A 24907-nucleotide genomic window follows, 5' to 3' on the forward strand; every position below is an offset into this window, starting at 1 on the left:
ATGGAAAGAAGCCAGTATGACCTGTTGGAGGTCTTAGATCATATAGAGCCGGCTGAACTGGATTACCAGCAGTGGCTGAATATCGGCATGGCCCTGGACCTGGAAGGATACAGCGTGGATGTGTGGGACAACTGGAGCCGGAGAGATCCCGGCAGGTATCATCCTGGGGAATGCCAGAAAAAATGGAAGGGATTTAAGGGAAACGGATCCCCCGTGACCGGTGGGACGATCGTCCAGTATGCCAGGGAACAGGGGTGGACGCCGCCCTATGATCCGGGGCATGCCCTGGGCTGGGAAGATACCATTTCCAGTGAGGAAGGCGTGTTCATTGACAGGAACTGGGTGGAGGGAAAAGAGGTACGGGAACCGGCCCGTTTTGACCCGGCCAAGGAACTGATCCGGTATCTGGAGACCCTGTTTGAAGCAGGGGAGAATGTAGGCTATGTGGTAAAGAGCTGGCAGAAGGATGATAAATGGCTCCCTGCAGATAAGGGATCCTTTGACCGCACTGCAGGACAGCTGATAGAAGCACTTTCTGCCTGTGGCGGTGATATCGGCAGTGTCCTGGGGGATTATGATCCTCAGGCTGGTGCCTGGATCCGTTTTAACCCGCTGGATGGAAAGGGAGTAAGGAACGACAACGTGACAGACTTCCGTTATGCCCTGGTAGAGTCAGACAGCATGGAGATCGACAAGCAGCATGCGCTGATCCGGGAACTGGAACTTCCTGTGGCATGCCTGGTCCATTCCGGAAAGAAGAGCCTCCATGCCATTGTAAAAGTAGATGCCGCAGACTATGGGGAATACCGCAAGCGTGTGGACTATCTCTATGATATCTGCCGCAAGAACGGCCTGGAGATCGACCAGCAGAACCGGAACCCGTCCAGACTGTCCCGTATGCCAGGTGTGCTGCGTGGAGAGAATAAGCAGTTCCTGATCGACACCAACATCGGAAAGGAAAGCTGGGCTGAATGGAAGGAATGGATCGAGTCAGTCAATGATGACCTGCCGGATCCGGAGAGCCTGGAAGATGTATGGGACAGCCTGCCGGAACTGGCCCCGTGTCTGATCGAAGGGGTGCTGCGCCAGGGACATAAGATGCTGATCGCAGGGCCCTCTAAGGCGGGTAAATCCTTTTTACAGATAGAAATGTGCATTGCCATTGCAGAAGGCCGTAAATGGCTGTCCTGGCAGTGCTCACAGGGGCGTGTGATGTATGTGAACCTGGAACTGGACAGGGCAAGCTGCCTGCACCGTTTCAGGGATGTTTACCAGGCGATGGGGATCCGTCCGGAACACCTGGATAACATTGATATATGGAATTTAAGAGGCAAGTCCCGGCCCATGGATAAACTGGCGCCCATGCTCATCCGCAGGGCTTCCAAGAAGAATTACATTGCCATCATCATCGATCCGATCTACAAGGTCATCACAGGTGATGAGAACAGTGCAGACCAGATGTCCAATTTCTGTAATCAGTTCGATAAGGTCTGCACGGAGCTGGGCGTGGCCGTGATCTACTGCCATCACCATTCAAAAGGCAGCCAGGGCAGCAAGAAGTCCATGGACCGTGCTTCCGGTTCCGGTGTATTTGCCCGCGATCCAGATGCAATGCTGGATATGATCGAGCTGGAACTGTCCGAAGAGGCTCTGAAACAGGAAGAGAATAAAGCTGTATGTGAAGCGTGCAAACAGTATCTGGACTCCCATTTTAAATGGGAAGATGACCTGTCCCAGGATGATCTTTGCAGCAGTTACCAGATGCTCAATTACTGCGAAAACAAGCTGGATGTGTGGCAGTGGGCAAACCTTCAGAAGATGGTGGAAGCAGCCAGGATAAGGGCCAGGAGTGTTACAGCGTGGCGTATTGAAGGCACTTTAAGAGAGTTCCCGAAGTTTCCGGCAGTCAATGCGTGGTTCAATTATCCGGTCCATACCATTGATCAGGTAGGGATCTTGAGTGATATCCAGCCAGAGACGGAGAAACCACCGTGGAAAAAAGGAGCAGAAAAAAATAAAAAAAGCGCCGCTGATCGGAAGACAGAACGAAGAAAAGCATTGGAAGAAGCAGTTGAAAATGGCAGTTTCGGTGATGCCCCCACGTTGAAAGAAGTAGCAGAATTTTTGGGTGTATCGGAGCGAACAGCCCGTGACAGGGTGAATGAACATGGTGGATACAGCATCCGAGATGGTGTGATCCACAAAGAAGCGGAGTGCGGGGAAGACTAAAAATCAAGTCTTTCCCGTCAGAAGGATTTTGCGGGGAAGACATAAAAATAAGACATCCCCGCAATGAGGTGCGAGTGCGGGGAAGACTGAAAATACAGTCTTTCCCTCCCCGGGGAAAGTGCGGGGAAGACTGTACCCTAAAGGGTAAATATTTTCCCCGCAATCGCGTGGTCACGGGGGTAGGAATGGACGGGCTGAAAGCAGAGCCCGCCCGTTCCCTTCCCCTTCCCCGATGACAAGGCCAGAACGAAAAACAAAACTGCAATTTCAAACTTTAAAGAGGTAAAGTAATATGGAACGAAAAAAATATTGCAGCACATGTGAGTGGTACGATGAACGGGAAGGAATATGCAGCAATGGTGAAAGCAATCACAGAGCAGAATTTAGATGCTTGGATGATACATGTGAGAAGTGGAGAACACAGGGGGTAGCATTTTTTATGGCAATGGTGCCACCGACAGTGACACACCAGGAGAAGCAGGTACATGTGGTAAAAGGCAAGCCTGTTTTTTACGAACCGGCAGATCTGAAAGCTGCCAGGCAGAAACTGATGGGGCATCTGGCCGGACACAGACCGGAGCAGCCATTTGATCAGGGAATACGTTTGATGGTCAAATGGTGCTTCCCTAAGGGGAAACATGCAGACGGTGAATACCGGATCACAAAGCCAGATACAGACAATCTCCAGAAGCTTTTAAAAGACTGCATGACAGCTTGCGGCTTTTGGAAAGATGATGCCCTGGTAGCTGCAGAGATGGCAGAGAAGTTCTGGGCAGAGATCCCAGGGATCTATGTGAGGATAGAGGAGATATGACACTGGATGATGTGGTGATCCTTTCAGACCAGCAGGTCAAAGGGATTTATTATGACGTATACAATGGCTTCTGGAAGCGCTACAGCAAAGCAGTACCATCCTGGCAGTCAGAGGAATGGGATGAGATCGTAAAGCAGGCCCGGTTCCTGATGGAACGATATCATTCCTGTCCGCTGATAGTCCACCAGATACAGGATCTTTTGGATCAGCTGGAAGCCAGGAGCAGGAAAGGGGAAAAATGAATAACAGCAAAAAGATATCTGTACCGGTCTGCTGCATCTGCCAGAAGGTGATCAATGGGGATGCAGAGTGGATCAGGACAAAGAGAGGGACGGTATTGCACATGCATAGAGAGTGTGTGAGAAAAGGGAAAGAAAATGAAAAGATTAACAGAAAAGGATGATCTGGGTAACTGGTGCCTGAAGGGTGTCAAGTGGGAACAGCTTAGAGCAGGCCAGGTGCTTTCTAAAAATGTGGCAGAGAAACTGTATGGTGCTTTATTTAAGCTGATGGCATATGAAGATACAGGCGTACACCCGGATGCTGTAGAACGTCTGAATGACTTTACACAGAATGAAGCTGTAAAACTGGTGCAAAAGCTGAATGCAGAAGAGAAGAAGCACAGATGGATCCCGGTGGAAGAGAGACTTCCGGAAGAAGATAAATGGGTACAGGTAGTAGTAAAGAGACATCGGTGGATCAGTGATTTTGGTGATAAAAGTGTTCCGGACGAGGAAAAAGAAGAACACCCGGAACAAAACTATGTCACCATGGGCTAGCTAAAAAAGGACAATACATGGGTGTATTCAGATCTTGAATCGGATGATGAGTGCTTATGGACAAGCGTAGCAGATGACTGCAGTCAGGAAGATTTGAGCTATCCATTGACAGAAGTGCTTGCCTGGTTGCCACTTCCTGAGCCATACGGGGCAGAGGTGGAAGAAAAGCCAGATGTAAGCACTGACTGGAAAGGCCATTACATGGGGCGGTTTGAGAAAGTTGAGTAAGGAGGCTGCAGCATGCATGCGGTAATTAAAGGAACAGCAACCATTGCTGAATTTAAGGCTGAAAAAGAAAGAATGGAACATTTGACAAGTCTGTTTTACCAGCTACATAAAGAGGCATCCGATATCTGGACAGCTGGAGAGCCGGTAAAAGCATGGTGGGGAATTGGTGGCAATCTGTGGATTGAATACGCTTCTGGGCAATGCTGGCAATATAACAGTAATGGAGAATGGATTGGATAAATTAAGAAAATGGAGGAGAAGATCAATGAAGAATAAAGGAACATGGATTATTGCCGGAATTGTAGTCGCATTTGTAGTACTGATTACAGGAATTTTCGTGACCACAAACAACAGAGCCATCTCATTAGAGGAACAGGTTCTTACGGCAGATTCTGATGTGCAGACGCAGGAGAAACGCAGAACAGACCTAGTTTATAATCTGGTAGACTGTGTGAAAGAATACGACAAACACGAAGCGGATACACTTCTGGCAGTTGTTGATGCAAGGAATAATGGCGGCGTGGATATTGAGAATGTCACAACTTCCATTGCTGCGGTTGCAGAACAGTACCCGGAACTGAAATCGAATGAAAATTACAAAGAGCTTATGAATGAATTGTCTACGACTGAAAATCTGATTGCACAGTACAGACAGTCTTACAACAATGAAGTCCGGGCATACAAGAAATATGTGCGTAAATTCCCTCATAAACAGATTTTAGGTATGATGGGATATGAGGTTATCAATTATTCATATCTGGAATACAGTGCAGAGGACAGGCAATCGGTAAGCAATCTGTTTGGAGAATAAGCCTATGAGAAAAGTGAGCACGATAATCTACTCCGGCAGTGGTTGGGATTTGACGGTTCGAGAACTCATGTTTAGTATCGTCATTATCCTTATCATGCTTACGAGTGGTTTTTTCATTAGTGAAAAGATTTCTTCCTCATGTGACAACAAAAATGAGGAATACTATCAGGCAATTAAGATCGATAATGATGCAGAACAGTTCCAATATGGCATGAGAACCAATGTCGGAAATGCGTTTGTGAAAGGAACTATATCTGTTGTGGATCCGGTTACTGACTCTGATATTGAGGGCGAGTATGCCTATATCAAAGTCCAGGAGGAACATTACAACCGACACACCAGACAGGTAGCGCATACGACCACGGTAAACGGAAAATCCCACACATATTACACAACAGAGGTCTACTATTCATGGGATTATTACGATAGTTGGGAAAAACACAGTGAAAAGGTATCATTTCTTGGCGTAGAGTTTCCATACGGCACAATATCCATGCCGGGAGACTATCATCTCGACACACAGAAGAAATCAAGCCGTATGCGATATAAATATTATGTCATAGACACCGCCTACGATGGTGTTATTTATACGGAACTGAAAGACAACACGATAAGCAATGGCAGCTCATTTATTCAGGCAGACACAATAGACGGTGCAGTGGATTATATGGTAAGCAGTAGTACGGCGATGATAGTTGGATTCTGGATAGTGTGGATTATTGTTATAGGGGCGGCGGTATACGGATTCTGCTATTTGGATAACAGATGGCTGGAGGACGAATGATATTTGTTGTAATAAATAAGAATTTGGAGGGAGAAATAATAGTGGCAAAATTATCAAAAAAGGATATGGAAGAACTAAGAGAGTTTTGTTCGTTGGGGTGCGAATTCAGCGGAACAGCAGAAACTGTCCGAGAAATAGCGGATGAAGTTCTGCAAGAAAATGGTTGTCATAGCTGCCAATGCGATGATGCGACCGTTATAGATTTAGACGAAGATGTTGTTTGTACAGTTGAAGATTTTGCCCGGGAATTTTGGGAAAAGGCAGTTGAAAAAATATTAAATGTTGTGGAAACACAAGGAAGGTAAATTAAGATTGTGCGAGGAGGTGGCGTATGGAACTAGATTGTAAAAACTGCGTGAATTAAGATTTTCGGAACTATCAGGGGAGGAAAGATTTATGAAAAATACTATGGGTAGTATGATGCCTGTATGGCAATTGCCAGTTAGAGAAAGAGTTTTAGTGGGTAAGCCAAACTGGGTACATCCTCTTGCAAAGTTTCATTGTTTTGTAGGAGGAAAATCACTTTGCGGTAATTATGAACAGGATACCGATTTTTTTGAAACAGATATTGAAAGTGGAGAAATAGCACAATTCCCTGCCTACGGATGTAAAAAATGTTATGAGAAATGGAAAAATACTACATGTGGTAGTCAGTAAAACTGAAATTTAAAGGAGATAGTCTATGAATAACAAACATGTAAAGCAGTATATCATCCAGAACATAAGCCATACAGAAGACAGCCTGTTCCTTCGCCAGATCTACACGCTGGTAAAGCTGTACTTGGAAAGAAAAGACCGGAAACATACCGGCAAAGCCGCGTAATGTGGAAACGAGTAAATCCCAACGTGGAGTATGTGATAGCTGCCATGCGTAAGAAGGGAGAGAATACAATGGGATTAGTAAAGTCAGATGCCCAGAGGAAAGCAAACCAGTTACAAAGGCGCAGTGCCATAGCCGCAGCTGATAAGGATATAATCAATGGACCGAAGCCTACAACCTGGTCAGCCAGGATGCCAGCCTATGCCGGGACAAGCCTCTGCCCAGATCCAAAATTCAGGAGGGTACCAGATGAGTAAGAGAAAGACACCGGCACAGGCCCTGGAAGAGTTTCTAAGCTACTATGATGAATGTGTGTTGGAATACAAGTATGCTTGTGATAAGGTCGCTGAGGAGGAAAAACGTCTTCAGGACTTCCTTCATGAAATGGAATTTGCCAAGGACCGGAACGAGCGTAACCGGGTTGCGACAAGGCTTCAACAGAGTAGGAGAGCCAGGCGAATTAATAAAGATATGGCAAAGATGAACGAGAAGCTGGTGAAGTTTTTCGAGGATTAGAAGAACAGGGATACCTTAAACCGGTTACGGCAGCTTCTAGGTCAACAGAGGAAGGAAGAGGAATATCTTCTGGGAGAACGTACATACAAACCAAGAGCAGGAATGAGGTGATACCGTTGGACAAGCAGATTCTGGTGCAGTACATAGATGCATGCGCCCAGGTGGAAGATACAAAAAAGGAGATCTTGAAGTTTAAGAAAGCCAGGAAGAGGATTGAGCAGGATGCAGTGAAAGGGTCTTCGCATGAGTTCCCTTACACACCGCAGACGTTTCATATCGAAGGTCTGGCATATCCTGTAGTAAAGGATCCAGATGAGCTGGACCGGATGGAAGAGATCCTGAAAGAACGGTTGCAGACTGCGGAACGGATCAAGCATGATGTGGAAGCGTGGTTGAATACGATTCCGCAGAGAATGCAGCGCATTATCAGGTATAAGATCTTTGAAGAGCTTACCTGGAGTGAAGTAGCGGTGAGAATGGGGAGAAAAGCTACAGCAGACGGTGTGAGAATGGAATACATCAGATTTATGGAAGAAAAATAAAATTTGTTCGTATTGTTTGCACTGTTCGTTTTCAAAATGTTATAGTGTACCATGAAGCCAAAGGCATACGGCCGGCGGCTTACGTTAAACCCCACCAGGCAGCAGGCGAAAGCTTGTTGCCTCCCCCCTGGAACGTAGCTCAGTTGGGAGAGCAATGGCTTGTGTCCTAAGCGAAGGTTCGAGTCCTTCCGTTCCGATGATTTTTGCTGCTATCAGTATTTCCTTTTCCTTTGAGAGTCCTGGTTGAAAAGACCGGGGCTCTTTTTAGCATGTAAAAGAAAGCGAGGTGAGCCCCAAATGACAAAAAAACAGAAGATTTTTGCAGATGAATATCTCATTGACCTGAATGCCACGCGGGCTTACAAGGTCGCTTATCCAAGAGTGAAGAATGATGATATAGCAGCGGCTAATGCAAGTCGATTGCTAAGAAATGCTAAGGTTGCGGCTTATATCTCAGAACGCATGCAGGAGCGCCAGAAACGGACGGAGGTCACACAGGACCGCGTGATTGAAGAACTGGCTGCGATCGCCTTTGCCAAGGCTACAGACTTTGTACAGATCTCTCATGGAAACGTGATCCTGACGGACACCAGTAAGCTATCAGAGAATCAGATCAAGGCTATTGCCGGGATCAAAGAAGGAAAGAACGGTATAGAACTCAAACTGAATGATAAAGAAAAGGCTCTGGAGCTTCTGGGACGGCATCTTGGCATGTTTAAGGATAAGCTGGAAGTTACAGGATTGGAAGCAGAGCAGACTAAGCTGGATGACCTGATCCGGCAGATGCGTGGTGATGGATAGTGAGTGCAGAACGTTTGTTGTTATCAGATAAATACAAAGCCTTTCTCAGATGTGATGCGCCGGTAGAGTTCCTGGAAGGGACAACAGCGGCCGGAAAAACCACAGTAGGGCTGTTTAAGTTCATGCTGAAAGTGGCAGAGTCTCCCAAGAAGCTGCACATCATAGCAGCCAAGGATACCGGTACCGCTGAGAAGAACATCATCAACAAAGATCTTGGCATCATGGATGATTTTGGTGTCCTCGTTGAGTACAATGGTAACGGAACCAAAGACGATAAGATCCCCCATATCCTGTTCCATACTTCCGGTGGTGATAAAGTCATATACGTGATGGGCTACGGTGACAAGAAGAAATGGCAGAAGGCTCTGGGTGGTCAGTATGGCTGCCTGTATATTGATGAGATCAACACAGCTGATATAGACTTTGTACGAGAAGCTGCCATGCGTTGTGATTATCTTATGGCTACGCTTAATCCGGATGATCCGTCATTACCGGTGTATAAAGAGTACATCAACTGCTCCCGGCCTCTGCCAGAGTGGGAAGAGGAAACACCACAGGAAATCAAAGATGAATTGAAAGAAGAGCCAAAGCACGGCTGGGTGCATTGGTTCTTTTCTTTTGCCCATAATCTGGGTCTGCCTAAGGAAAAGCTGGACAAGATCCTGGCTAATACACCGAAGGGTACAAAGATCTGGAAGAATAAGATCCAGGGGCTGCGCGGAAAAGCAACTGGTCTGGTGTTTCCAAACTTCGACCGAAAAAAGCATGTTGTCACTGCTGCCTGGGTAAGAGCAGAGGTAAAGGTGGGCCGGATCCGTTGGAAGAAGTTTTCCTGCGGACTGGATACAGCTTATTCCAGCAAGTCACCAGATACGATCTCAATGATCTTTCAGGGAATTACAGAAGACAGACGGCTGATCACGCTGGCAGAAAAGGTTTACAACAATGCAGAATTGGAAAATCCCATTGCTCCCAGCGATACGGCTGTAAAGTTTGTGGGATTTTTGGAACGCTGCCGGAAGGAGTGGGGATTTGCAAAAGATGTATACATAGACAATGCTGACCAGGCAACCATGACGGAGCTTAAAAAATACAGGCGTCTGAATGGCTGCATTTATAACTTCTGGGATGCTTACAAGAAACTGGAGATCCTGGACCGTATCAAACTGCAGCTTGGCTGGATCCAGCAGGATTGTTACCTGGTGGTTGATGAGTGCCCAGAACATTTGGCTGAGCTTGAAAAATATAGTTGGGAAGAAGACAAGGATAAGCCGGAAGACAGAAATGACCATACGATCAATGCGGGACAGTACAGCTGGATACCGTATCGCAACATGATCGGGTTTGAGGAGGATAAGAAATGAGGTGGTTGGAACAAATGAATGAGAATATCAAGCGGGGGATACGAAGCTGGTTGAACGTGATTCCAGCCAGTCCATATAACATACAGATCAACGAATTATTAGACTTTGAGACAAGTGCGATCCGCAACCGGATCTGGTACAGAGGTGACAGTAATGAGCTGGAGCAGCTGTACAGGGAAGTGCATGATTGTGCTGATCAATATAAGTTCTGGGCAAGTAAGTGTACGCCTGGTTTGGAAATGCGTAAGGTACATACAGGCCTTCCAGGGCTGATCGTCCGCACACTGGCAGCTATTACCATGGCGGATATGAATGATTTTGATTTTGACAGTGACCAGCAGGAACAGCTGTGGGAAAGCATAGCACAGGCAAATGATTTCCGTAAGAAAATGGAAAAAGCCTTAAAAGAGATCCTTTGTATCGGAGATGGTGCATTTAAAGTGACTATTGATACGCAGGCAAGTGAATTCCCTATCCTAGAATGGTATCCGGGAGAACGGATCGAGATCATACGCAGACGTGACCGTATACAGGAAGTGATCTTTAAGACGCTGTACAAAAGCGGTGGAAAAACTTATGTATTAAATGAAAGATACGGATATGGTTATATAACCAATGAACTGTATCAGGGCAATACGCTTGTGAATAAAGCCCTTCTTAGGGAAACAGAAGCGCTTCAGGATGTTTCATTTGATAAGCAGATGATCCTTGCAGTACCGATCAACGTATACGAATCAGCGAAGTATGAAGGCAGAGGTGGATCAGTCTTTGATGGTAAACTGGACAGCTTCGACGCGCTGGATGAGGTATGGTCCCAGTGGATGGATGCTTTAAGAGCAGGAAGGGCTAAGACATACATCCCTGAATGCCTGGTTCCTAAAAACCCAGAGACCGGCGCACCACTCAAGGCTAATTCTTTTGACTGCCGCTTTTTTGCTGGTGACAATGACATGTCAGAAAAGGCTGAAAATAAGATACAGACAGATCAGCCAACAATCCCTCATGACAGTTATCTGGCCTCTTATGTGACCGCATTGGATCTCTGCCTGCAGGGAATCATCAGCCCAAGTACACTGGGAATTGATGTTAAGAAGCTGGATAATGCAGAAGCACAGCGAGAGAAGGAAAAGACAACTCTTTACACCAGGAATGCTATCGTGGAAGCCTTGCAGGAGAAGCTTCCGAAACTGGTCAGTGCTGCCATTAATGCCTACAATATTCTCTTAAAAAATCCAATTGAAGAGGTAAAGGTGGATATTCCGTTCGGTGAGTACGCAAATCCTTCTTTTGAAAGTCAGGTTGAGACAATGGCAAAAGCGCGGCCTGGCGTCGCACTGATGAGTGTGGAAGCCCAAGTGGAAGAACTGTATGGAGATTCCAGAGATGATCAGTGGAAACAGGAAGAAATAGCACGTCTGAAAGCAGAACAGGGTATTACAGAGGTAGAAGAACCGGGAGTCAATATGGCTGCCGGGCTTTTTAATGTCAATCTTGGGGGTGAAGGCAATGCAGGTGAAGGTAATGAACCGGGTTTACCGAATGAGCCAGAAGGAGTATCAGGGGCTGCTGGAAATAGCCAGTGAGCAGGTACCTTTTGGAATATATGCGATTGAGAAAAAAGGCTATGCAGAATTAAGGGTGGACCGTTGTAGCAGCATGACTCAGCTTAAAGATCTTACCCGTAACTTTAAGGCACAAGGCTATAAGGTATATGCGAACAGGAGATAGTAGTATGGATATTCCAGGATTTACGTTATTATTGCAGGACTTTTGCGCATACTGTCCGGATTTTGAACCGGAGTTAGAGAAAATCGAGTATAGCTGCGTTATGAGAGCACCCAACTGCCAGAATAATATCCGTTGCATAAACAGAAAGCGCTGTGCAAGGATTGCAGCTAATATTCAGAAACGGGTGAATACTGATGCCAAGGAAGAATGAATATGATCTTGCTGCAGCTTTCCAGAAGATAGAGGATGAGCTGATAGCTTCTATGATCCGGAATATGGATCGGCATCGGGCAGAGGAAACCAAAGAAGGTTATAACTGGTCTATGTGGCAGACAGAGCAGCTAAAAGCCCTGGAAAAGTACAAAGTCCGTAACCAGAAGAAATACAGCAAGCAGTTTAAAAGTATTAATGACCAGATTGACAGTCTGATCCGGATGTCACGGTCAAAAGGCGGTATGCAGCAGGAAAGGCGTATACTTCAGGCGATTAAGAAAGGCTTTAAGGGGGCTAAGAAAACTGGCTCGGGAGCTACGGCAGAGTTTTTTAAGCTGAATGACCGTAAACTGGAAGCGCTGATCAAAGCCACCAGAGACGATATGGAGAAAGTGGAAACAGCGGTGCTTCGCAAGGCTAACGATGATTACCGAAAAGCGATCTTCAATGCCCAGGTATATGCCAATACAGGTGCCGGGACCTATGAAAAGGCTGTGGACATGGCTACCAAAGATATGCTGTCCCGTGGTCTTAACTGCGTGGAGTATGCCAACGGTGCCAGACATACGCTTTCAGACTATGCAGATATGGCGATCCGGACAGCCAGTAAAAGAGCTTACCTGCAGGGAGAGGGCGAAAAACGTCAGGAGTGGGGAGTTACAACAGTTATCATGGCCAAGCGTGGAAACCCGTGTCCTAAGTGCCTTCCTTTTGTTGGTAAGGTCCTGATCGATGATGTGTGGAGCGGTGGTAGCAAGGACGGCGTGGATCCGGAGACTGGGAAGAAATATCCGCTGATGAGTTATGCAATCAGCAAAGGGCTTTATCATCCAAGATGCAAGGACAGCCATACTACATATTTCCCTGGTATTTCTACCGCAGATGATACCTGGACTAAAGAAGATCTGGAAGAGATTGGACTTCAGAACCAGCAGGAAGCCAGGCAACAGTATGCAGAGCGCCAGGTGGAAAAGTATGGGAGACTGGCAGAGTATTCGCTGGATAAGGAGAATCAAAAAGAATACCAGATAAAAGCGGAAGAGTGGAAAGACCAGGCGTACAGACCAGTTACCAGAGGTGAAGCATCAACAATATTTATTAAACAGCAGCAGAAAATAAACATTAAGCGAGTTGAAAGCTATTCAGAGATTTACATTTCCAATCAGACGAATATAAAACCTCGTGCGTTGCATACATTGAATCAGAGAACGGAGCAGGCTTTAAAAGAGTGGGAAGTTTCGCTGGAGAGAAGGCCTAAAATTATTATAGTTTCGCCAGATGAAATGCCTACAGCGTATGGGAAGTATGACGCCATACAAAATGTAGTTTTCTATATCCCTCAGATTGCAGACAGTAAAGTGATTAAAGATCAAGGAAATGTTGAATTTCATGAGATGTGGCATATGAAGCAGGCTGAAAATTTTAGAAAACGATACGGTGAAATTACAAGAGAAAACTATGGTAAGTATATAGAGAATGCTTGTAAAGAAGCAAAGAAGACAATTGACAGAGCAGGTATCACGGAGTACAATGTAAGCGACATAAGTAGTTACGCAGATCAAATGTTCTGGATTGATAGGTATGATGAAGTTGAAGCTGAATATATGGTAAAACATCGAAGAGGGAAGAAACATGGTAATTCGCAAGTATCCGGAGGAGATTCAAAAGGCGATGGAAACTTATAAGCCGTATGCAAAATGTATTCATGATGGCGAGCTTGAAGGTGTTCCACAGGAAGCTGTAGAAGCGTTTAAAAAAGTGAAGAATTGGGCTTGGGAACAAGGTCAGTAAATACCACCAGTCAGTAGGCCGGTGGTATTTTTGTACCCATTTTTAAGAATAATTGCGACGTCGCAAATGAAAGAAGGTGATCTTATGGGACTTTTATCATGGATCAGGCAGAGGTTTTTCAAAAAGAAAGAGTGCTGCCACCACTACCGAAAACATTGGAGCCGGGCTTCCGGTCCGTATGGCGGTTATGTAAGACGTTGTACCAAATGTAATAAGATTGAGCAGTAAGCACGCAGGTAAGTCCTGGGTGTTATTTTTATGCCCAAACGCGAGCATGGCATTAAACTCTGCGCGGCCGGTGACACCGATGAGAATGGATCAGTAACAGGAGTGACACTCCCAAAATGGAAAGGAGACTATTAACATGGCAGAAACAAATCAGAACCAGGGACAGCAGACACAACAGGCGGCAGGTACAGCCCAAGCGCAGACACCGACAGCACAGCAGAATCAGAGCAATCAGCAGGGAGCAGCTCCGGCGATTGACTATGGAAAGATTCAGCAGATGCTTGACGGCACTTTGGCAGCTAAGGAAGATACCGCCTTGAAAGCTTATTTTAAGCAGCAGGGACTTTCCCAACAGGAAGTAGAGCAGGCGATCGCAGCTTTTAAGCAGCAGAAAGCCGCCAATACTCCAGATGTGGGAGCTATGCAGATCCAGCTGACACAGGCACAGGAGGCAGCCAAACAGGCACAGATCCAGAACGCTGCTATACTTGCTGCAGTAAGCCTGGGTATTGATGCCAAGACAATTCCATACATCCTCAAAATGGCAGATCTCAGTCAGACAGTAGGACAGGACGGAAAGGTCAATGAAGAGAATTTAAAAGCAGCCCTGAATAAAGTCCTGGAAGACGTTCCGGGATTGAAGCCACAGGCCGCGGGTACTACTGGTTTTGTACAGGTAGGAGCTGCAAGCGGGAATGCCGGTGCGGGTCAGGCACAGCAGGCAACACAGACCCAGCAGACAGGTGTCCCGGCTAAACGCTGGAACCGTTGGAACAACTAACAAATGATTTAAGAAAGGACAAGGTGATCATATGCCAAATTTAAACTATGCACAGGTATGGGAGCCTGAATTATTAGAGATCCTCATGCAGGGGACTTTAACTTCTCCCTTTGTAACAAGTAATGTAAAGTGGTTAGATGCCAAGACATTCCACTTTACCCAGATGTCCACTTCCGGATATAAAAATCACAACAGAAATGGCGGCTGGAATAAGGGCGATTATACCCAGAAGGATGTACCGTTTACCCTTACCCATGACCGTGACATTTCTTTCCTGGTGGATAAGGCAGATGTGGATGAGACCAATGCGACTGCATCCATCCAGAACATTTCCCGCACCTTTGAGCAGACCCAGGTCGTTCCGGAAACAGATGCGCTGTTCTTTGCAAAGGTAGCGCAGGCAGCACAGAAGGCAGAGGGATACCATAGTGCTACAGCAGCTGCTACCTATACCAAGGCAAAAGTATTCGGAATGCTGAAGGATATCCTGGCGAAGGGGAAGCTGAGAAGATACAAAGCAAATGGTACGTTGATGATGTATGTATCCAGTGCCATTATGGATGCCCTGGAGCAGTCTACCGAATTTACACGTAAGATCGAGATGACCCAGGTCGCAGAGGGCGGCATGGGAATTGAGACCCGTGTAACCGATATTGACGGTGTGCCGATCATGGAAGTGGTGGATGATGAGCGCTTCTATGACGCCTTTGACTGGGAGCCGGAAAACGGCGGTTTTGCACCACTGAAAAAGGTGACAGAGGATACCGAAAACCATGTAGCTGCTGTAACAGGAGCGCACAGGATCAATGTTTTGGTAGCGTGCGGTCAGACCTGCAAGATCGTTCCGAAGATCTCCAGCATCTACTACTTTGAACCAGGAGCACATACAGAGGGTGACGGATACCTGTATCAGAACCGTTCGCTGTCTGATGTGTTTGTATTCCCGAATGGACGTGATGGTAAGGTAGACAGCATCTACGTAGATGTGGATACTACAGAGTATACCGGAGCCTGATCGGAGGTGGTCTTATGGCTTATGAGCCGTATGTAACACCGGAATATTACCAGACCGAATATGAAGGCAGTGCTGTGCCAACGGATGAGCTTAAAAAGGCTCTCCGCCAGGCCAGCCGCCATATTGATTCCCTGACTTACAACCGTATCGTAGGTCAGGGATTTTCTAACCTGACACCATTTCAGCAGGACCTGATCCGGGAAGTGGTCTGCCAGCAGGCTGACTTTGAGACAGAAAATGCAGATGAGATCAACACGGTTTTGCAGAGCTACAGCATCAACGGTGTGTCCATGCAGTTTGGTAATTCCTGGAACGTGTTTACAGATAAAGGTGTTGCCATGAAGCGCGATGTATACGCTATGCTGTGCCAGACGGGCCTTTGCTGCCGTTTAGCGAGGTGAGACTATGAAATATCCATGTTTAGTGCCAAAGCGGCTCTGTAAGACGCCTGTGCATGTTCATCTGGAATCGGAAGAACTGGATAATAAGGGAAGGCCGAAGTACAGCCTGGATGCGGATCTGATGTGTAATTTCCAGGATAAAGCCAAGACCATTCTGACAGCGGAAAAGAAGCTGGTGCAGATCACTGGTACTGCTCTTTTTACAGGAGACATCGCGCCGGATATGCCGTCTTTAAGTGGCGGAACAGTAACGGTATTTGGTGAAGAACGCCGGATCGAGCAGGGATGCAAGAACAGGAATCCGGACGGTACGGTAAATTACTGCAGTCTGGAGGTGATCTGATGCAGGTAAAGTCAACTATAAAGCTGAACATGCCCCGTATCAGCCAACTGACCCGTGCAGCAGTAGTTGCTTTGGAGCAGACGGCGGAAGCGCTGCATACGGAAGTGGTACAGGCACAGGTCATGCCGTTTGATACTGGCAACCTGCAGAATGAAAGCACCTTCGTGGACACCAGTGAAGCTTCTAGCGGAAAAGTAAGCCTGGTATCCAGCACGCCATATGCAAGGCGGCTGTATTACCATCCGGAATATCAGTTCCAGAAGTATGAAAATCCTTTTGCAGGCGGTAAATGGTTTGAGCCATGGCTTCCGGGAGGTGTCAGCTCCGGTTTTTGCAAGGAAGCTTTTAAGAAGTTTTATAAAAAGGCGGGTGGCGTATGATGCTGCGGTTAACGGACATACAGGATTGGATCATTTCTCTTGGAATTGCAGAAGAGAGCCATGTTTATATCGGCAAGCTGGATAATAAACAGCAGAAATCCATAGGTATTTATAACCGAAGTGGATCCGGACCACCCAATATTGCTTTAGGTGGCCTGGAATACACTACCTATGATACAAAGCAGCTCTCTCTTCTGGTCCATTGGAACAGGGACAAACCGGAAAGTGAAGAAGCTGCTTATCAACTATTTGAGAAACTTAGAAGCATATCCAGTCTGGACATAGGAGATACCCACATTAATTATCTTCGTTTAATGGTTCCTGAACCCCAGGACGTAGGAACGGATGATAATGGGGTATATGAATATGTGATCTGGCTGGATCTTATCTATCAAAGAAAGTGAGGAATGTGTAATGAGTGAAGTAGGAGGAAAAGTATATCCTGTACACAATAACGTGTTTAAATTTGGTACAAAGGGTATGGACAGCGTGGACGGCGATATGGTAATGCCTGCGGATCTGGAGAACTTTGCGCCAACCATTGACGGTACCACAGAAGAATGGTATGCCATGGACGCAGAAGGCTGGGCCAAATCTGCTATGACTGGCAAAAAACTCAGCTTTGCTTTTAAGGGAAAGCGTTCCGTAGGTGATGCCGGAAATGATTATATCGCAGGCCTTGCATGGAAATTTGGCCAGGATGTAATGACCAAGTTTGAGTGGACCATGACATCCGGGGCTAAGCTGGCTTGTGATGTAGTAGTAAATGTGACTACCCCAGGAGGCGGTGATACAACGAATATCGATGCCCTGGAGTTTGAGGTTACTTGTTATGGAAAACCAACCTATACACCGGTAGTGGCAGCGTAAAAGGAGACAATGAGCAATGGCAAAAGTAGTAGATATTACAGATAAGCTTACATTTGATGGGAATCCATGCCTGATGATCAATGGAGAAAAACTGGAGGTAAATGCAGATGCTCCTACCATGATGAAAGTAATTAATGTTACAAGAAATGGTGGAACTTCAGAAGAAAATATGAATGAATTATACGAACTGGTATTTCCAGAAAAATCCAGAAAGGTAATTGATTCGTTGAAACTGCTGGTTCCAGATTGGATGACTGTCATTCAGGAGGCCATAAAGCTGATCACAGGAGATATCACAGGCCAGGGAGAGCGCTGACCCGTACTACGACCTGTTTGAAGACTGGGACCTGATCATTTCCAGTTTCATGACGCAGTACGGGTTGCGTATAAGGACGAAAGAGTTTGAAACGGTCAGCTGGGATGAGTTCCGTTCCCTGCTGGTCGGACTTGGACCGGAAACTCCCCTGGGACGGGTGGTAGCGATACGTTCTGAAACAGATGATAATGTGATCAAACATTTTACCACTGATCAGCGAAGAATCCATGACAGCTGGCGTAAACATCAGATGGAGCAGATGACTCCGGAGGCTTATGACAGGGAAATGGAAGGTCTGGAAAGGATGTTCGCTGCATTATGCGGAGGTGGTTGAAATTGAAAAAGTAAAGCATGAAAAAGTCCGGTGCCCGTATTGCGGGTATCCGGTCAATGCAATGAAGTCAGAAGATGCCAAATGCAAGGGCATCTTTTTTAAATGTAAAAATAAGGAATGCAGGAAAATATTTGAGTTAAAGATCTAAGACGCTGTGCCGATGTGCCTGTCTTAACGAAAAGGGCAGGTGACATATATGGCAGCAGACAGCGTAGGCCAGATCGGGCTTGATCTGGTAGTAAATAAAAATGAGTTTGACAGTCAGATGCTGGGGATACAGAATCTGGCAAAAAAAGCTGGCAAAGCACTTGCAGCTGCTTTTGCAGTCAAAAAAGTATTTGACTTTGGAAAGTCCTGTATAGAATTAGGCTCTGATCTGGCAGAAGTCCAGAACGTAGTTGATGTTACATTTTCCCAGATGAGCAAACAGGTAGATAAGTTTGCCCAGAATGCAGCCACTCAGTTTGGATTGTCTGAGACCATGGCAAAGCGGTTTACCGGTACTTTTGGAGCTATGGCAAAGGCATTTGGCTTCAGTGAGAAAGCTGCATATGACATGTCCACAACTCTTACTGGTCTTGCCGGAGATGTGGCATCTTTCTACAACATCAGTCAGGATGAGGCATACACGAAGTTAAAGTCTGTATTCACTGGTGAAACAGAAAGCCTGAAAGACCTGGGCATTGTTATGACCCAGACGGCTCTTGACAGCTATGCCATGGCAAATGGCTTCGGAAAGACTACAGCAAAGATGTCCGAAATGGAAAAGGTTGCCTTGCGGTATAAGTTTGTACAGGATCAGCTGACAACGGCAGCAGGTGACTTCTCCAGGACATCCACTGGCTGGGCGAACCAGGTCCGTATCTTACAGCTGCAGTTTGATAGCTTAAAGGCAACCATAGGTCAGGGTCTTATAGCTGCATTATCCCCGGTCATCCAGGTGATCAACACGGTAATAGGCAAGATACTTAGTCTGGCAAATGCGTTCAAGGCCTTTTTTGCAATGATGTCTGGTGGTAAAGATTCAGGAGCATCCGCAACTACAGCTGGTATGGAAGCTGTAGCTGCCGCAGCAGATAAAGCTGGAACGGCTGCTTCCGGTGCTGGGAATGCTGCAAAGAAAGCTGCTAAGGATATCAAAACAGCGACCACAGGCATTGATGAGCTTAATATCTTAAATCCTGATAGTGGCTCAGATAGTGGAAGTGGATCCGGCGGTAGTGGAGCAGGCGGCTACAATGCAGATGACTTTGATATGGGAACGCTTCCGGAACAGGAAGATATAGTCAGTGGTAAGCTGCAGAAGATAGCTGATCTGCTGAACCAGTTAAAAGACTCTTTTACAAGTGGTTTTTGGGATGCTTTTGGTGATACATCTGTATTTGATTCGATCCAAAGCAGCATCCAGTCCATAAAAGACAGCCTTGGGAATATTTTCACTGATTCTGATGTGCAGACAGCGGCTTTAGGTTTTGCCAATACATTAGCCCGGTCCTTAGGGCAAGTCACTGGTTCTGTAGCAAGTATCGGTGCAACGATCGCAGATAATCTTCTGGGCGGCATCAGCAGGTACCTGGAACAGCGCAAAGAACGTATCAAGGATTATATAGTCCAGATGTTCAATATCGGTTCCAGGATAGCAGAAATAACCGGCAACTTTAGCTCAGCATTGGCAATTATTTTTTCTTCACTGAGAAGTGACGGTGCTGTTCAGTTTACATCGGATATTATTGGTATTTTTTCCGAAACTTTTATGGGCATAACGGAACTGGCTGGAAACATTGCAGCTGATATTCTGGACGTACTCACAGCACCATTCATTGAAAATGCTGATTATATACGTGATACAGTAGAAGATACCTTTTCTGCAATAGAGCCAATCTATGGAGCTATCAGATCCCTGGTTGAAACAACTTTTGCCAAAATTGGAGAGGTCTATGATGAGCATGTTGCACCAATGTTAATGGCTTTTAAGCAGGGTTTTACTGAAATCGGAACACTTCTGCTGGATGTTTATAATACCTATTTTCTTCCGGTATTACAGAACCTGTCCACGCAATTTTCAACTTTTACAGAGCAGTATTTAGCACCATTGATCGCAACATTTCTGGAATTTGGTGGAAAAGTAGCAGATGCGATCACCGTACTCTGGAATAATGTACTGCTTCCGTTTATAGAGTGGTTCATACAAACAGCGGCTCCTGTAATTGCAAATTTTGTACAGACAGCTATTAATTCCTTTTTTAGCTTTGCAAGTCATATTGCTGAAATCTTGCAGGATGTGTTGACGGCATTAGGTGGTCTCATTGATTTTATAGTAGGTGTATTTACTGGAGATTGGGAAAGAGCCTGGGATGGAATAAAAACGTATTACAGTGGCATTTGGAACGCCATGAAGGATATCGTAAAAACTTTAATGGACCTGATCCATGCTACTATTACGGGAACTTTACAGAATATCAAGACTTCTTGGGAACTTCGCTGGAATGCGATCAAGGCATTTGCTTCTATGTTGTGGAATGCAATCAAAGCTCTTGCGACATCTATTTTCGAAGCGATCAGAGACAAGCTTTCAGAGATCTGGGACAGTGTAAAAAGGACCATTGAAGAAAAATGGAACGCTATCAAGGATTGGTTTGAAGATATCTGGAAAAAGATCAAAGAAGTGTTTAAACCGGATGCAATGATCGAGGTCGGAAAGAGCATCATGAACAAACTCTGGGACGGCTTAAAATCCGTCTGGGGTTCCATTGCCGGATGGCTGCAGGGCTGTGCTGATTTTGTCGGTGGTGTTTGGGATGGCATTGTGGAAGGCGCGAAGAGTATTTTCAAGAGTGCTAAAGAAGACGCTGAAGATGATGAGGCAGATGACAGTGATGATTGGGACTATGGTACCAATTCGCCGGTATCCGGTAATGCCTCCGGTGGCTTCCCGAAATCTGGTCAGATGTTCGTAGCCCGTGAGGACGGTATCCCGGAGATGGTTGGAAGCTGGGGAGGCCGTGCTGCAGTTGCCAATAACCAGCAGATCACCCAGGGCATTACCCAGGCAGTCCAGAACGGCATGCGTTCCTGTATGGTTCCGCTTGTATCCATGATGTCAAGTGTAGCAGGTAACGCAGCGCCACCGCTGGCAGTAACAGGCCGTGCAGCTGTTTATGAAAATGATGATGACAGGCTTATGAACCTGGTAAGCCGCGCTATGGCGTTATCACAGAATGGTACCGGTATGGATGATTCACGTATCGCGCGCATCCAGGAACTCTTGGAGCGCATTGTGGATCTGATCGAGGCCATGGACCTGACAGTGAGCATTGATATCCGTGATGTAAAGAAGAAACTGACGGATCTGGAAAAGAGAAGCGGTTACACGTTAAGAACAACGTAAGGAGGCGGCAACAAATGGCAGTAATAACGATCAATGGCCGGGAGTTCCCGGCTCCTGATGTAGGTGGTAATCTTGTGGTCGCAACCAATGTCAGCTCCGGAAAAAACGCAAATGGCGAATTTGTTGGACAGAAGGTTGGCAGGGATCAGTATAAATTCGATGCATTGCAGTGGAAATTCCTGGATGCAGCTACCTGGTCAGCTATGTTGCAGGAATTTGACAAATTTGTAGTGACCGCCCGGATCCCGGATATGGTAAACAATCGTTTCCAGACGATCCGCATGTATCCGGGAAACCGTACAGCCACGCCGGTTGAATTTAATGGATCAGGGCTTCCTACAAAGTACCGGGACTGTAAGGTCAACATCATAGACTGCGGGGTGATAGAATAATGCAAGCTGTAAGCAATGCATATAAACAGGAAATGAAAAAGCAGTATCGTGATCATTCCTATATGCGCGTCAGTATTGGTCTGATCAATCAGGAGGCCCAGGCATCTGCTTATATACCTGACCAGGAGAAATATGCTTATTATAGCAATCTGACCTGGCCACTCAACAACTATGAGGTTTCGGAACTGTATGAAACCTGTGACCAGGATTACAGTACCGTAGATGGGAGTATGTATTTTTTGCCAAGGGAACGTCAGGATGCAGTCCTTAACCAGGGGATCGTTACAGATGATCTTTTAGGTGAGGTTGAGATCTGTTTTCCGGTACAGCACGATATAAAAGGTCTCACAGTAGAATTTGGCAAAGCGTATCCTGTGGATTTTTCCATTGTATCAGATGAACATACGGTTGAGATCACAGGGAATGATACAGGGCATTTTGTGACGGAAGAGATCTTTCCTGGTGCAACATTTCTCCGGTTTGTGCCAAAGGATATGGTCAATGGGCAAAGCCGGCTGCGGATCCACCGTATCACGATGGGGATCGGTATCTACTTTGATAACCAGAAGATATTGTCAGCCACAAAGAAAGAGCGGATCAGTCCTGTTATGGAAGATCTGCCATCCATTGATCTGAACATAACCATTGATAATAAAAACCGTGCATATGACATTGAAAATGAAGAGAGTACGGTAAATTTCCTGGAAAATGGCCAGGAGATCAATGTAATTTATGGTCAGGAGTTGGATGATGGAAATGTGGAGTGGATGCCCGGTACCACGGTATATCTGCGGGAATGGTCTGCAGATGATGAAGAAATGAGTTTTACTGCTACGGATCGTTTTGATGGCATGGATGGAACTTACCGCCGCGGAAAATATTATCCTGATGGAATAAGCCTGTATGATCTTGCAGTTGATGTCTTTGGCGATGCCGGAATAGACAGCCGTACCTATTGGCTTGATAATTATCTAAAAGATGTTATGGTTTATAATCCAATGCCAGTAGTATCCCATAAAGAAGCACTGCAGCTGATCGCAAATGCCGGACGCTGTATCCTTTACCAGGACCGGAATGGAAATATATTTATGAAGTCCAGTTTTATACCGGACATGCAGGCAAGTTCAGCAAATGAAACTTACTTTTCTAATACGGCTTCAGTACTGGATGCAACAGAAAAAAGCACTTATGCCACACCGGAAAAGGATCACACAGAAGCATCAGCTGTACAGTTCTTTTTGCCATATCAGGATAAAAACTATCTGGATGTGGGATATGTATCGGAAGCAGTAGCTGATGAAGATGGGACATTTACAGAAGATCCATTGGTGACTATCGTTCTGGAAGCGCGGTACAAGTGCTTTGGCCTTACATTGGAATTTGGAGGTAATCATCCGTCTGGTATGGTATTCCGTTCCTATTTGGGAGAGGAACTGGTGGAAGAGTATAAAATATCTTCTCTTTCTGAAGTTACTGTGGTCAATCATGAATTCCCGGAATTTGATAAGCTGCAGATTGAATTTTCAAAGGGAGTACCGTTTAACAGGGTAAACCTGAAACAGATCACATTTGGGGACGGTACTGATTATGAACTGTCTTATGGCAAAGAACTGAAAAAAACTCCCAAAGGCACCCAGCTGGCAAAAGTCCGTGAACTGCAGATGACCAGGACGATCTATGCATCAGGAACTGAGAAAAGGCAACTGGTCAAGGAAACTGTACTGGCAGATGAAACCAGGCATACATTTTATCTTAATGCAGCGGCTTATGATTATGAAGTAGATGCAGCTGGTGGCACAAATGTCCAGATCATTGATAGCAGTGCATATTACGTTACGGTAGAGGTTGCCGGTGGAGCAGATACGGAAGTGACCATAAATGGATATGAATACAATGTAACACAGGCGCTTGTGACCAGACAGTTAAATCCCACAGGGACTGTTGAAACGTGGGAAAATCCGCTTGTATCTACGTCAAAGCATGCAAACGATCTTGCTGAATGGATAGGAGATCATCTGCGTTCTGACCGGGAATATGATCTGGAATATCGTGGAGAACCGCGTATTGATGCAAATGATATTGCATTCCTGGAAAATAAATACGTTCCGGATCTGCTGCTGCGGATATATGAACATACATTGAAGTTTAATGGGGCATTGTCCGGCACCATAAAGGCAAGGAGGGATATGAGCAATGTGGCAACAGCCAAAAACAGACTGGCAGGCCAGTGATTATTTTAATATCAAGGATTATAACCGCATAAAAGGAAATCTGAATGAGATCCGGCGGCAGGCGCTTATCCTGTGGCCGGATTTTACGTTTGAAGATATGGGCGGGGATAAAGCCTATACGGATTATGGCTTTTATGCAGATGAGATCAACCGGTTTGAAGCCAATGTGGAACATATCTGTGTAGGTGTGTTCCCTTTTAAGGTAGGTGAACGGAAGACGTTTTACGAGAACCAGCCTTTTATTGACTGGAAGGAACTGAACCGTATCGAAGAGGCCTGCAGACTGATGTACAGTAATATCCAGAGCCGGATCACAGGGAGGCGTAAGCTTGCATTTACCCTAAACGGAGGAGAGATATGTTAAAAACGGATTATAAAGATGCCATGTATGATGGCGCACGGAAATATAAGATCACATCAAATGCCGATGGGACTTCCGGTATTACAGATGAAACAGTCTATACGCAGGAAGGGGATCCCTTTGGAGCAAACGATATCAATTCCACAAACAAAGCTATCAACCGTATAAATGGTGAACCTGCTAATGTCACTCTTACAGCAAGCGGCTGGACGGGCGATGCAGCCCCATATAGCCAGACAGTTGAGGTAGAAGGTGTTACAGCAGAAGATAATCCCATCTTTGTAAGTCTGCTGGAAGATGGGGCTCCTGCAGAAACCCAGAAGGCATATATGAAAGCTTTTGGTATCATCGCTTCTGGTACGGGGACAACGGCAGCCGGCAGCGTGACTTTTAAGGTTTACAAAAAGCCGGAAACTGACATTGTGATCGGGCTAAAAGGAGTGTAGC

34 protein-coding genes and 1 tRNA gene are annotated in these 24907 nt (G+C 45.9%); all 35 read left to right on the top strand.

Features of this window, described 5'->3' with window-relative positions; translation table 11 throughout:
- Complete coding sequence (locus tag OGM16_12200) at positions 1-2229, top strand: AAA family ATPase (protein ID UYJ45578.1); 2229 nt, start codon at positions 1-3, stop codon at positions 2227-2229.
- A 439-nt stretch (positions 2230-2668) separates the two neighbouring features.
- On the top strand, positions 2669-3043 hold the full coding sequence (locus OGM16_12205) for a RusA family crossover junction endodeoxyribonuclease (GenBank protein ID UYJ48454.1): 375 nt from the start codon (positions 2669-2671) through the stop codon (positions 3041-3043).
- Positions 3040-3285 carry a hypothetical protein gene (locus OGM16_12210; protein UYJ45579.1) on the top strand — a complete coding sequence of 82 codons (246 nt, stop codon included), beginning with the start codon at positions 3040-3042 and terminating at the stop codon, positions 3283-3285. The genes OGM16_12205 and OGM16_12210 overlap by 4 nt, the downstream gene beginning before the upstream one ends.
- Complete coding sequence (locus OGM16_12215; protein UYJ45580.1) at positions 3282-3446, top strand: hypothetical protein; 165 nt, start codon at positions 3282-3284, stop codon at positions 3444-3446. Before OGM16_12210 ends, OGM16_12215 begins: the two co-directional genes overlap by 4 nt.
- On the top strand, positions 3421-3822 hold the full coding sequence (locus tag OGM16_12220) for a DUF551 domain-containing protein (protein UYJ45581.1): 402 nt from the start codon (positions 3421-3423) through the stop codon (positions 3820-3822). Before OGM16_12215 ends, OGM16_12220 begins: the two co-directional genes overlap by 26 nt.
- A gap of 21 nt (positions 3823-3843) precedes the next feature.
- Positions 3844-4050 (top strand): hypothetical protein, encoded by a 207-nt coding sequence (locus OGM16_12225; GenBank protein UYJ45582.1) that lies wholly within the window; start codon positions 3844-3846, stop codon positions 4048-4050.
- Positions 4051-4062: 12 nt separating this feature from the next.
- Complete coding sequence (locus OGM16_12230) at positions 4063-4290, top strand: hypothetical protein (protein UYJ45583.1); 228 nt, start codon at positions 4063-4065, stop codon at positions 4288-4290.
- 25 nt (positions 4291-4315) lie between these two features.
- Positions 4316-4861: a LemA family protein gene (locus tag OGM16_12235; protein ID UYJ45584.1), complete on the top strand. Its 546-nt coding sequence runs from the start codon at positions 4316-4318 to the stop codon at positions 4859-4861.
- 4 nt (positions 4862-4865) lie between these two features.
- A complete protein-coding gene (locus OGM16_12240; GenBank protein UYJ45585.1) occupies positions 4866-5645 on the top strand; it encodes a hypothetical protein in 780 nt (259 codons plus the stop codon).
- On the top strand, positions 5642-5950 hold the full coding sequence (locus OGM16_12245; protein ID UYJ45586.1) for a hypothetical protein: 309 nt from the start codon (positions 5642-5644) through the stop codon (positions 5948-5950). The genes OGM16_12240 and OGM16_12245 overlap by 4 nt, the downstream gene beginning before the upstream one ends.
- A gap of 91 nt (positions 5951-6041) precedes the next feature.
- Positions 6042-6302, top strand: a complete 261-nt coding sequence (locus OGM16_12250) for a hypothetical protein (protein UYJ45587.1) — start codon at positions 6042-6044, stop codon at positions 6300-6302.
- A gap of 25 nt (positions 6303-6327) precedes the next feature.
- Positions 6328-6468 (top strand): hypothetical protein, encoded by a 141-nt coding sequence (locus tag OGM16_12255; protein UYJ45588.1) that lies wholly within the window; start codon positions 6328-6330, stop codon positions 6466-6468.
- 68 nt (positions 6469-6536) lie between these two features.
- Positions 6537-6722: a hypothetical protein gene (locus tag OGM16_12260; GenBank protein UYJ45589.1), complete on the top strand. Its 186-nt coding sequence runs from the start codon at positions 6537-6539 to the stop codon at positions 6720-6722.
- Positions 6715-6981, top strand: coding sequence for a hypothetical protein (locus tag OGM16_12265; protein UYJ45590.1), 267 nt, complete (start codon positions 6715-6717; stop codon positions 6979-6981). Before OGM16_12260 ends, OGM16_12265 begins: the two co-directional genes overlap by 8 nt.
- Positions 6982-7097: 116 nt before the next feature.
- Complete coding sequence (locus OGM16_12270) at positions 7098-7523, top strand: RNA polymerase subunit sigma-70 (protein ID UYJ45591.1); 426 nt, start codon at positions 7098-7100, stop codon at positions 7521-7523.
- Between the two features lie 128 nt (positions 7524-7651).
- Positions 7652-7720: transfer RNA gene (locus tag OGM16_12275), tRNA-OTHER, on the top strand.
- A 100-nt stretch (positions 7721-7820) separates the two neighbouring features.
- A complete protein-coding gene (locus tag OGM16_12280) occupies positions 7821-8324 on the top strand; it encodes a terminase small subunit (GenBank protein ID UYJ45592.1) in 504 nt (167 codons plus the stop codon).
- Positions 8324-9688, top strand: coding sequence for a terminase (locus OGM16_12285; GenBank protein UYJ45593.1), 1365 nt, complete (start codon positions 8324-8326; stop codon positions 9686-9688). The genes OGM16_12280 and OGM16_12285 overlap by 1 nt, the downstream gene beginning before the upstream one ends.
- Positions 9685-11271 (top strand): phage portal protein, encoded by a 1587-nt coding sequence (locus OGM16_12290; protein UYJ45594.1) that lies wholly within the window; start codon positions 9685-9687, stop codon positions 11269-11271. The genes OGM16_12285 and OGM16_12290 overlap by 4 nt, the downstream gene beginning before the upstream one ends.
- A 149-nt stretch (positions 11272-11420) precedes the next feature.
- Entirely contained in the window at positions 11421-11627 is a 207-nt protein-coding gene (locus tag OGM16_12295) for a hypothetical protein (GenBank protein UYJ45595.1), read from the top strand.
- Positions 11611-13314: a phage minor capsid protein gene (locus tag OGM16_12300; GenBank protein ID UYJ45596.1), complete on the top strand. Its 1704-nt coding sequence runs from the start codon at positions 11611-11613 to the stop codon at positions 13312-13314. The genes OGM16_12295 and OGM16_12300 overlap by 17 nt, the downstream gene beginning before the upstream one ends.
- 470 nt (positions 13315-13784) lie before the next feature.
- The gene (locus tag OGM16_12305) at positions 13785-14429 is read left to right on the top strand and encodes a hypothetical protein (GenBank protein UYJ45597.1); all 645 of its coding nucleotides are present in this window, start codon (positions 13785-13787) and stop codon (positions 14427-14429) included.
- A 31-nt stretch (positions 14430-14460) separates the two neighbouring features.
- Positions 14461-15444, top strand: coding sequence for a phage capsid protein (locus tag OGM16_12310; protein ID UYJ45598.1), 984 nt, complete (start codon positions 14461-14463; stop codon positions 15442-15444).
- A 14-nt stretch (positions 15445-15458) separates the two neighbouring features.
- Positions 15459-15845 carry a hypothetical protein gene (locus tag OGM16_12315; GenBank protein ID UYJ45599.1) on the top strand — a complete coding sequence of 129 codons (387 nt, stop codon included), beginning with the start codon at positions 15459-15461 and terminating at the stop codon, positions 15843-15845.
- Positions 15846-15849: 4 nt separating this feature from the next.
- Positions 15850-16188 carry a hypothetical protein gene (locus OGM16_12320; GenBank protein UYJ45600.1) on the top strand — a complete coding sequence of 113 codons (339 nt, stop codon included), beginning with the start codon at positions 15850-15852 and terminating at the stop codon, positions 16186-16188.
- Complete coding sequence (locus OGM16_12325; GenBank protein UYJ45601.1) at positions 16188-16568, top strand: minor capsid protein; 381 nt, start codon at positions 16188-16190, stop codon at positions 16566-16568. Before OGM16_12320 ends, OGM16_12325 begins: the two co-directional genes overlap by 1 nt.
- A complete protein-coding gene (locus OGM16_12330; GenBank protein UYJ45602.1) occupies positions 16565-16972 on the top strand; it encodes a minor capsid protein in 408 nt (135 codons plus the stop codon). Before OGM16_12325 ends, OGM16_12330 begins: the two co-directional genes overlap by 4 nt.
- A gap of 10 nt (positions 16973-16982) precedes the next feature.
- The gene (locus tag OGM16_12335; GenBank protein UYJ45603.1) at positions 16983-17438 is read left to right on the top strand and encodes a hypothetical protein; all 456 of its coding nucleotides are present in this window, start codon (positions 16983-16985) and stop codon (positions 17436-17438) included.
- Between the two features lie 16 nt (positions 17439-17454).
- Positions 17455-17754: a hypothetical protein gene (locus OGM16_12340; GenBank protein ID UYJ45604.1), complete on the top strand. Its 300-nt coding sequence runs from the start codon at positions 17455-17457 to the stop codon at positions 17752-17754.
- 13 nt (positions 17755-17767) lie between these two features.
- Positions 17768-18088, top strand: a complete 321-nt coding sequence (locus tag OGM16_12345; protein ID UYJ48455.1) for a bacteriophage Gp15 family protein — start codon at positions 17768-17770, stop codon at positions 18086-18088.
- Between the two features lie 196 nt (positions 18089-18284).
- A complete protein-coding gene (locus OGM16_12350) occupies positions 18285-21476 on the top strand; it encodes a hypothetical protein (protein UYJ45605.1) in 3192 nt (1063 codons plus the stop codon).
- Between the two features lie 14 nt (positions 21477-21490).
- Positions 21491-21868 carry a hypothetical protein gene (locus tag OGM16_12355; protein UYJ45606.1) on the top strand — a complete coding sequence of 126 codons (378 nt, stop codon included), beginning with the start codon at positions 21491-21493 and terminating at the stop codon, positions 21866-21868.
- Positions 21868-24099, top strand: a complete 2232-nt coding sequence (locus tag OGM16_12360; GenBank protein ID UYJ45607.1) for a hypothetical protein — start codon at positions 21868-21870, stop codon at positions 24097-24099. The genes OGM16_12355 and OGM16_12360 overlap by 1 nt, the downstream gene beginning before the upstream one ends.
- Positions 24062-24463: a hypothetical protein gene (locus tag OGM16_12365; GenBank protein ID UYJ45608.1), complete on the top strand. Its 402-nt coding sequence runs from the start codon at positions 24062-24064 to the stop codon at positions 24461-24463. Before OGM16_12360 ends, OGM16_12365 begins: the two co-directional genes overlap by 38 nt.
- Positions 24457-24906, top strand: coding sequence for a hypothetical protein (locus OGM16_12370; GenBank protein ID UYJ45609.1), 450 nt, complete (start codon positions 24457-24459; stop codon positions 24904-24906). Before OGM16_12365 ends, OGM16_12370 begins: the two co-directional genes overlap by 7 nt.
- Position 24907: the final 1 nt, after the last annotated feature.

Source organism: Lachnospiraceae bacterium (assembly GCA_025758065.1).
In the GTDB taxonomy this organism is placed as follows: domain Bacteria; phylum Bacillota; class Clostridia; order Lachnospirales; family Lachnospiraceae; genus Enterocloster.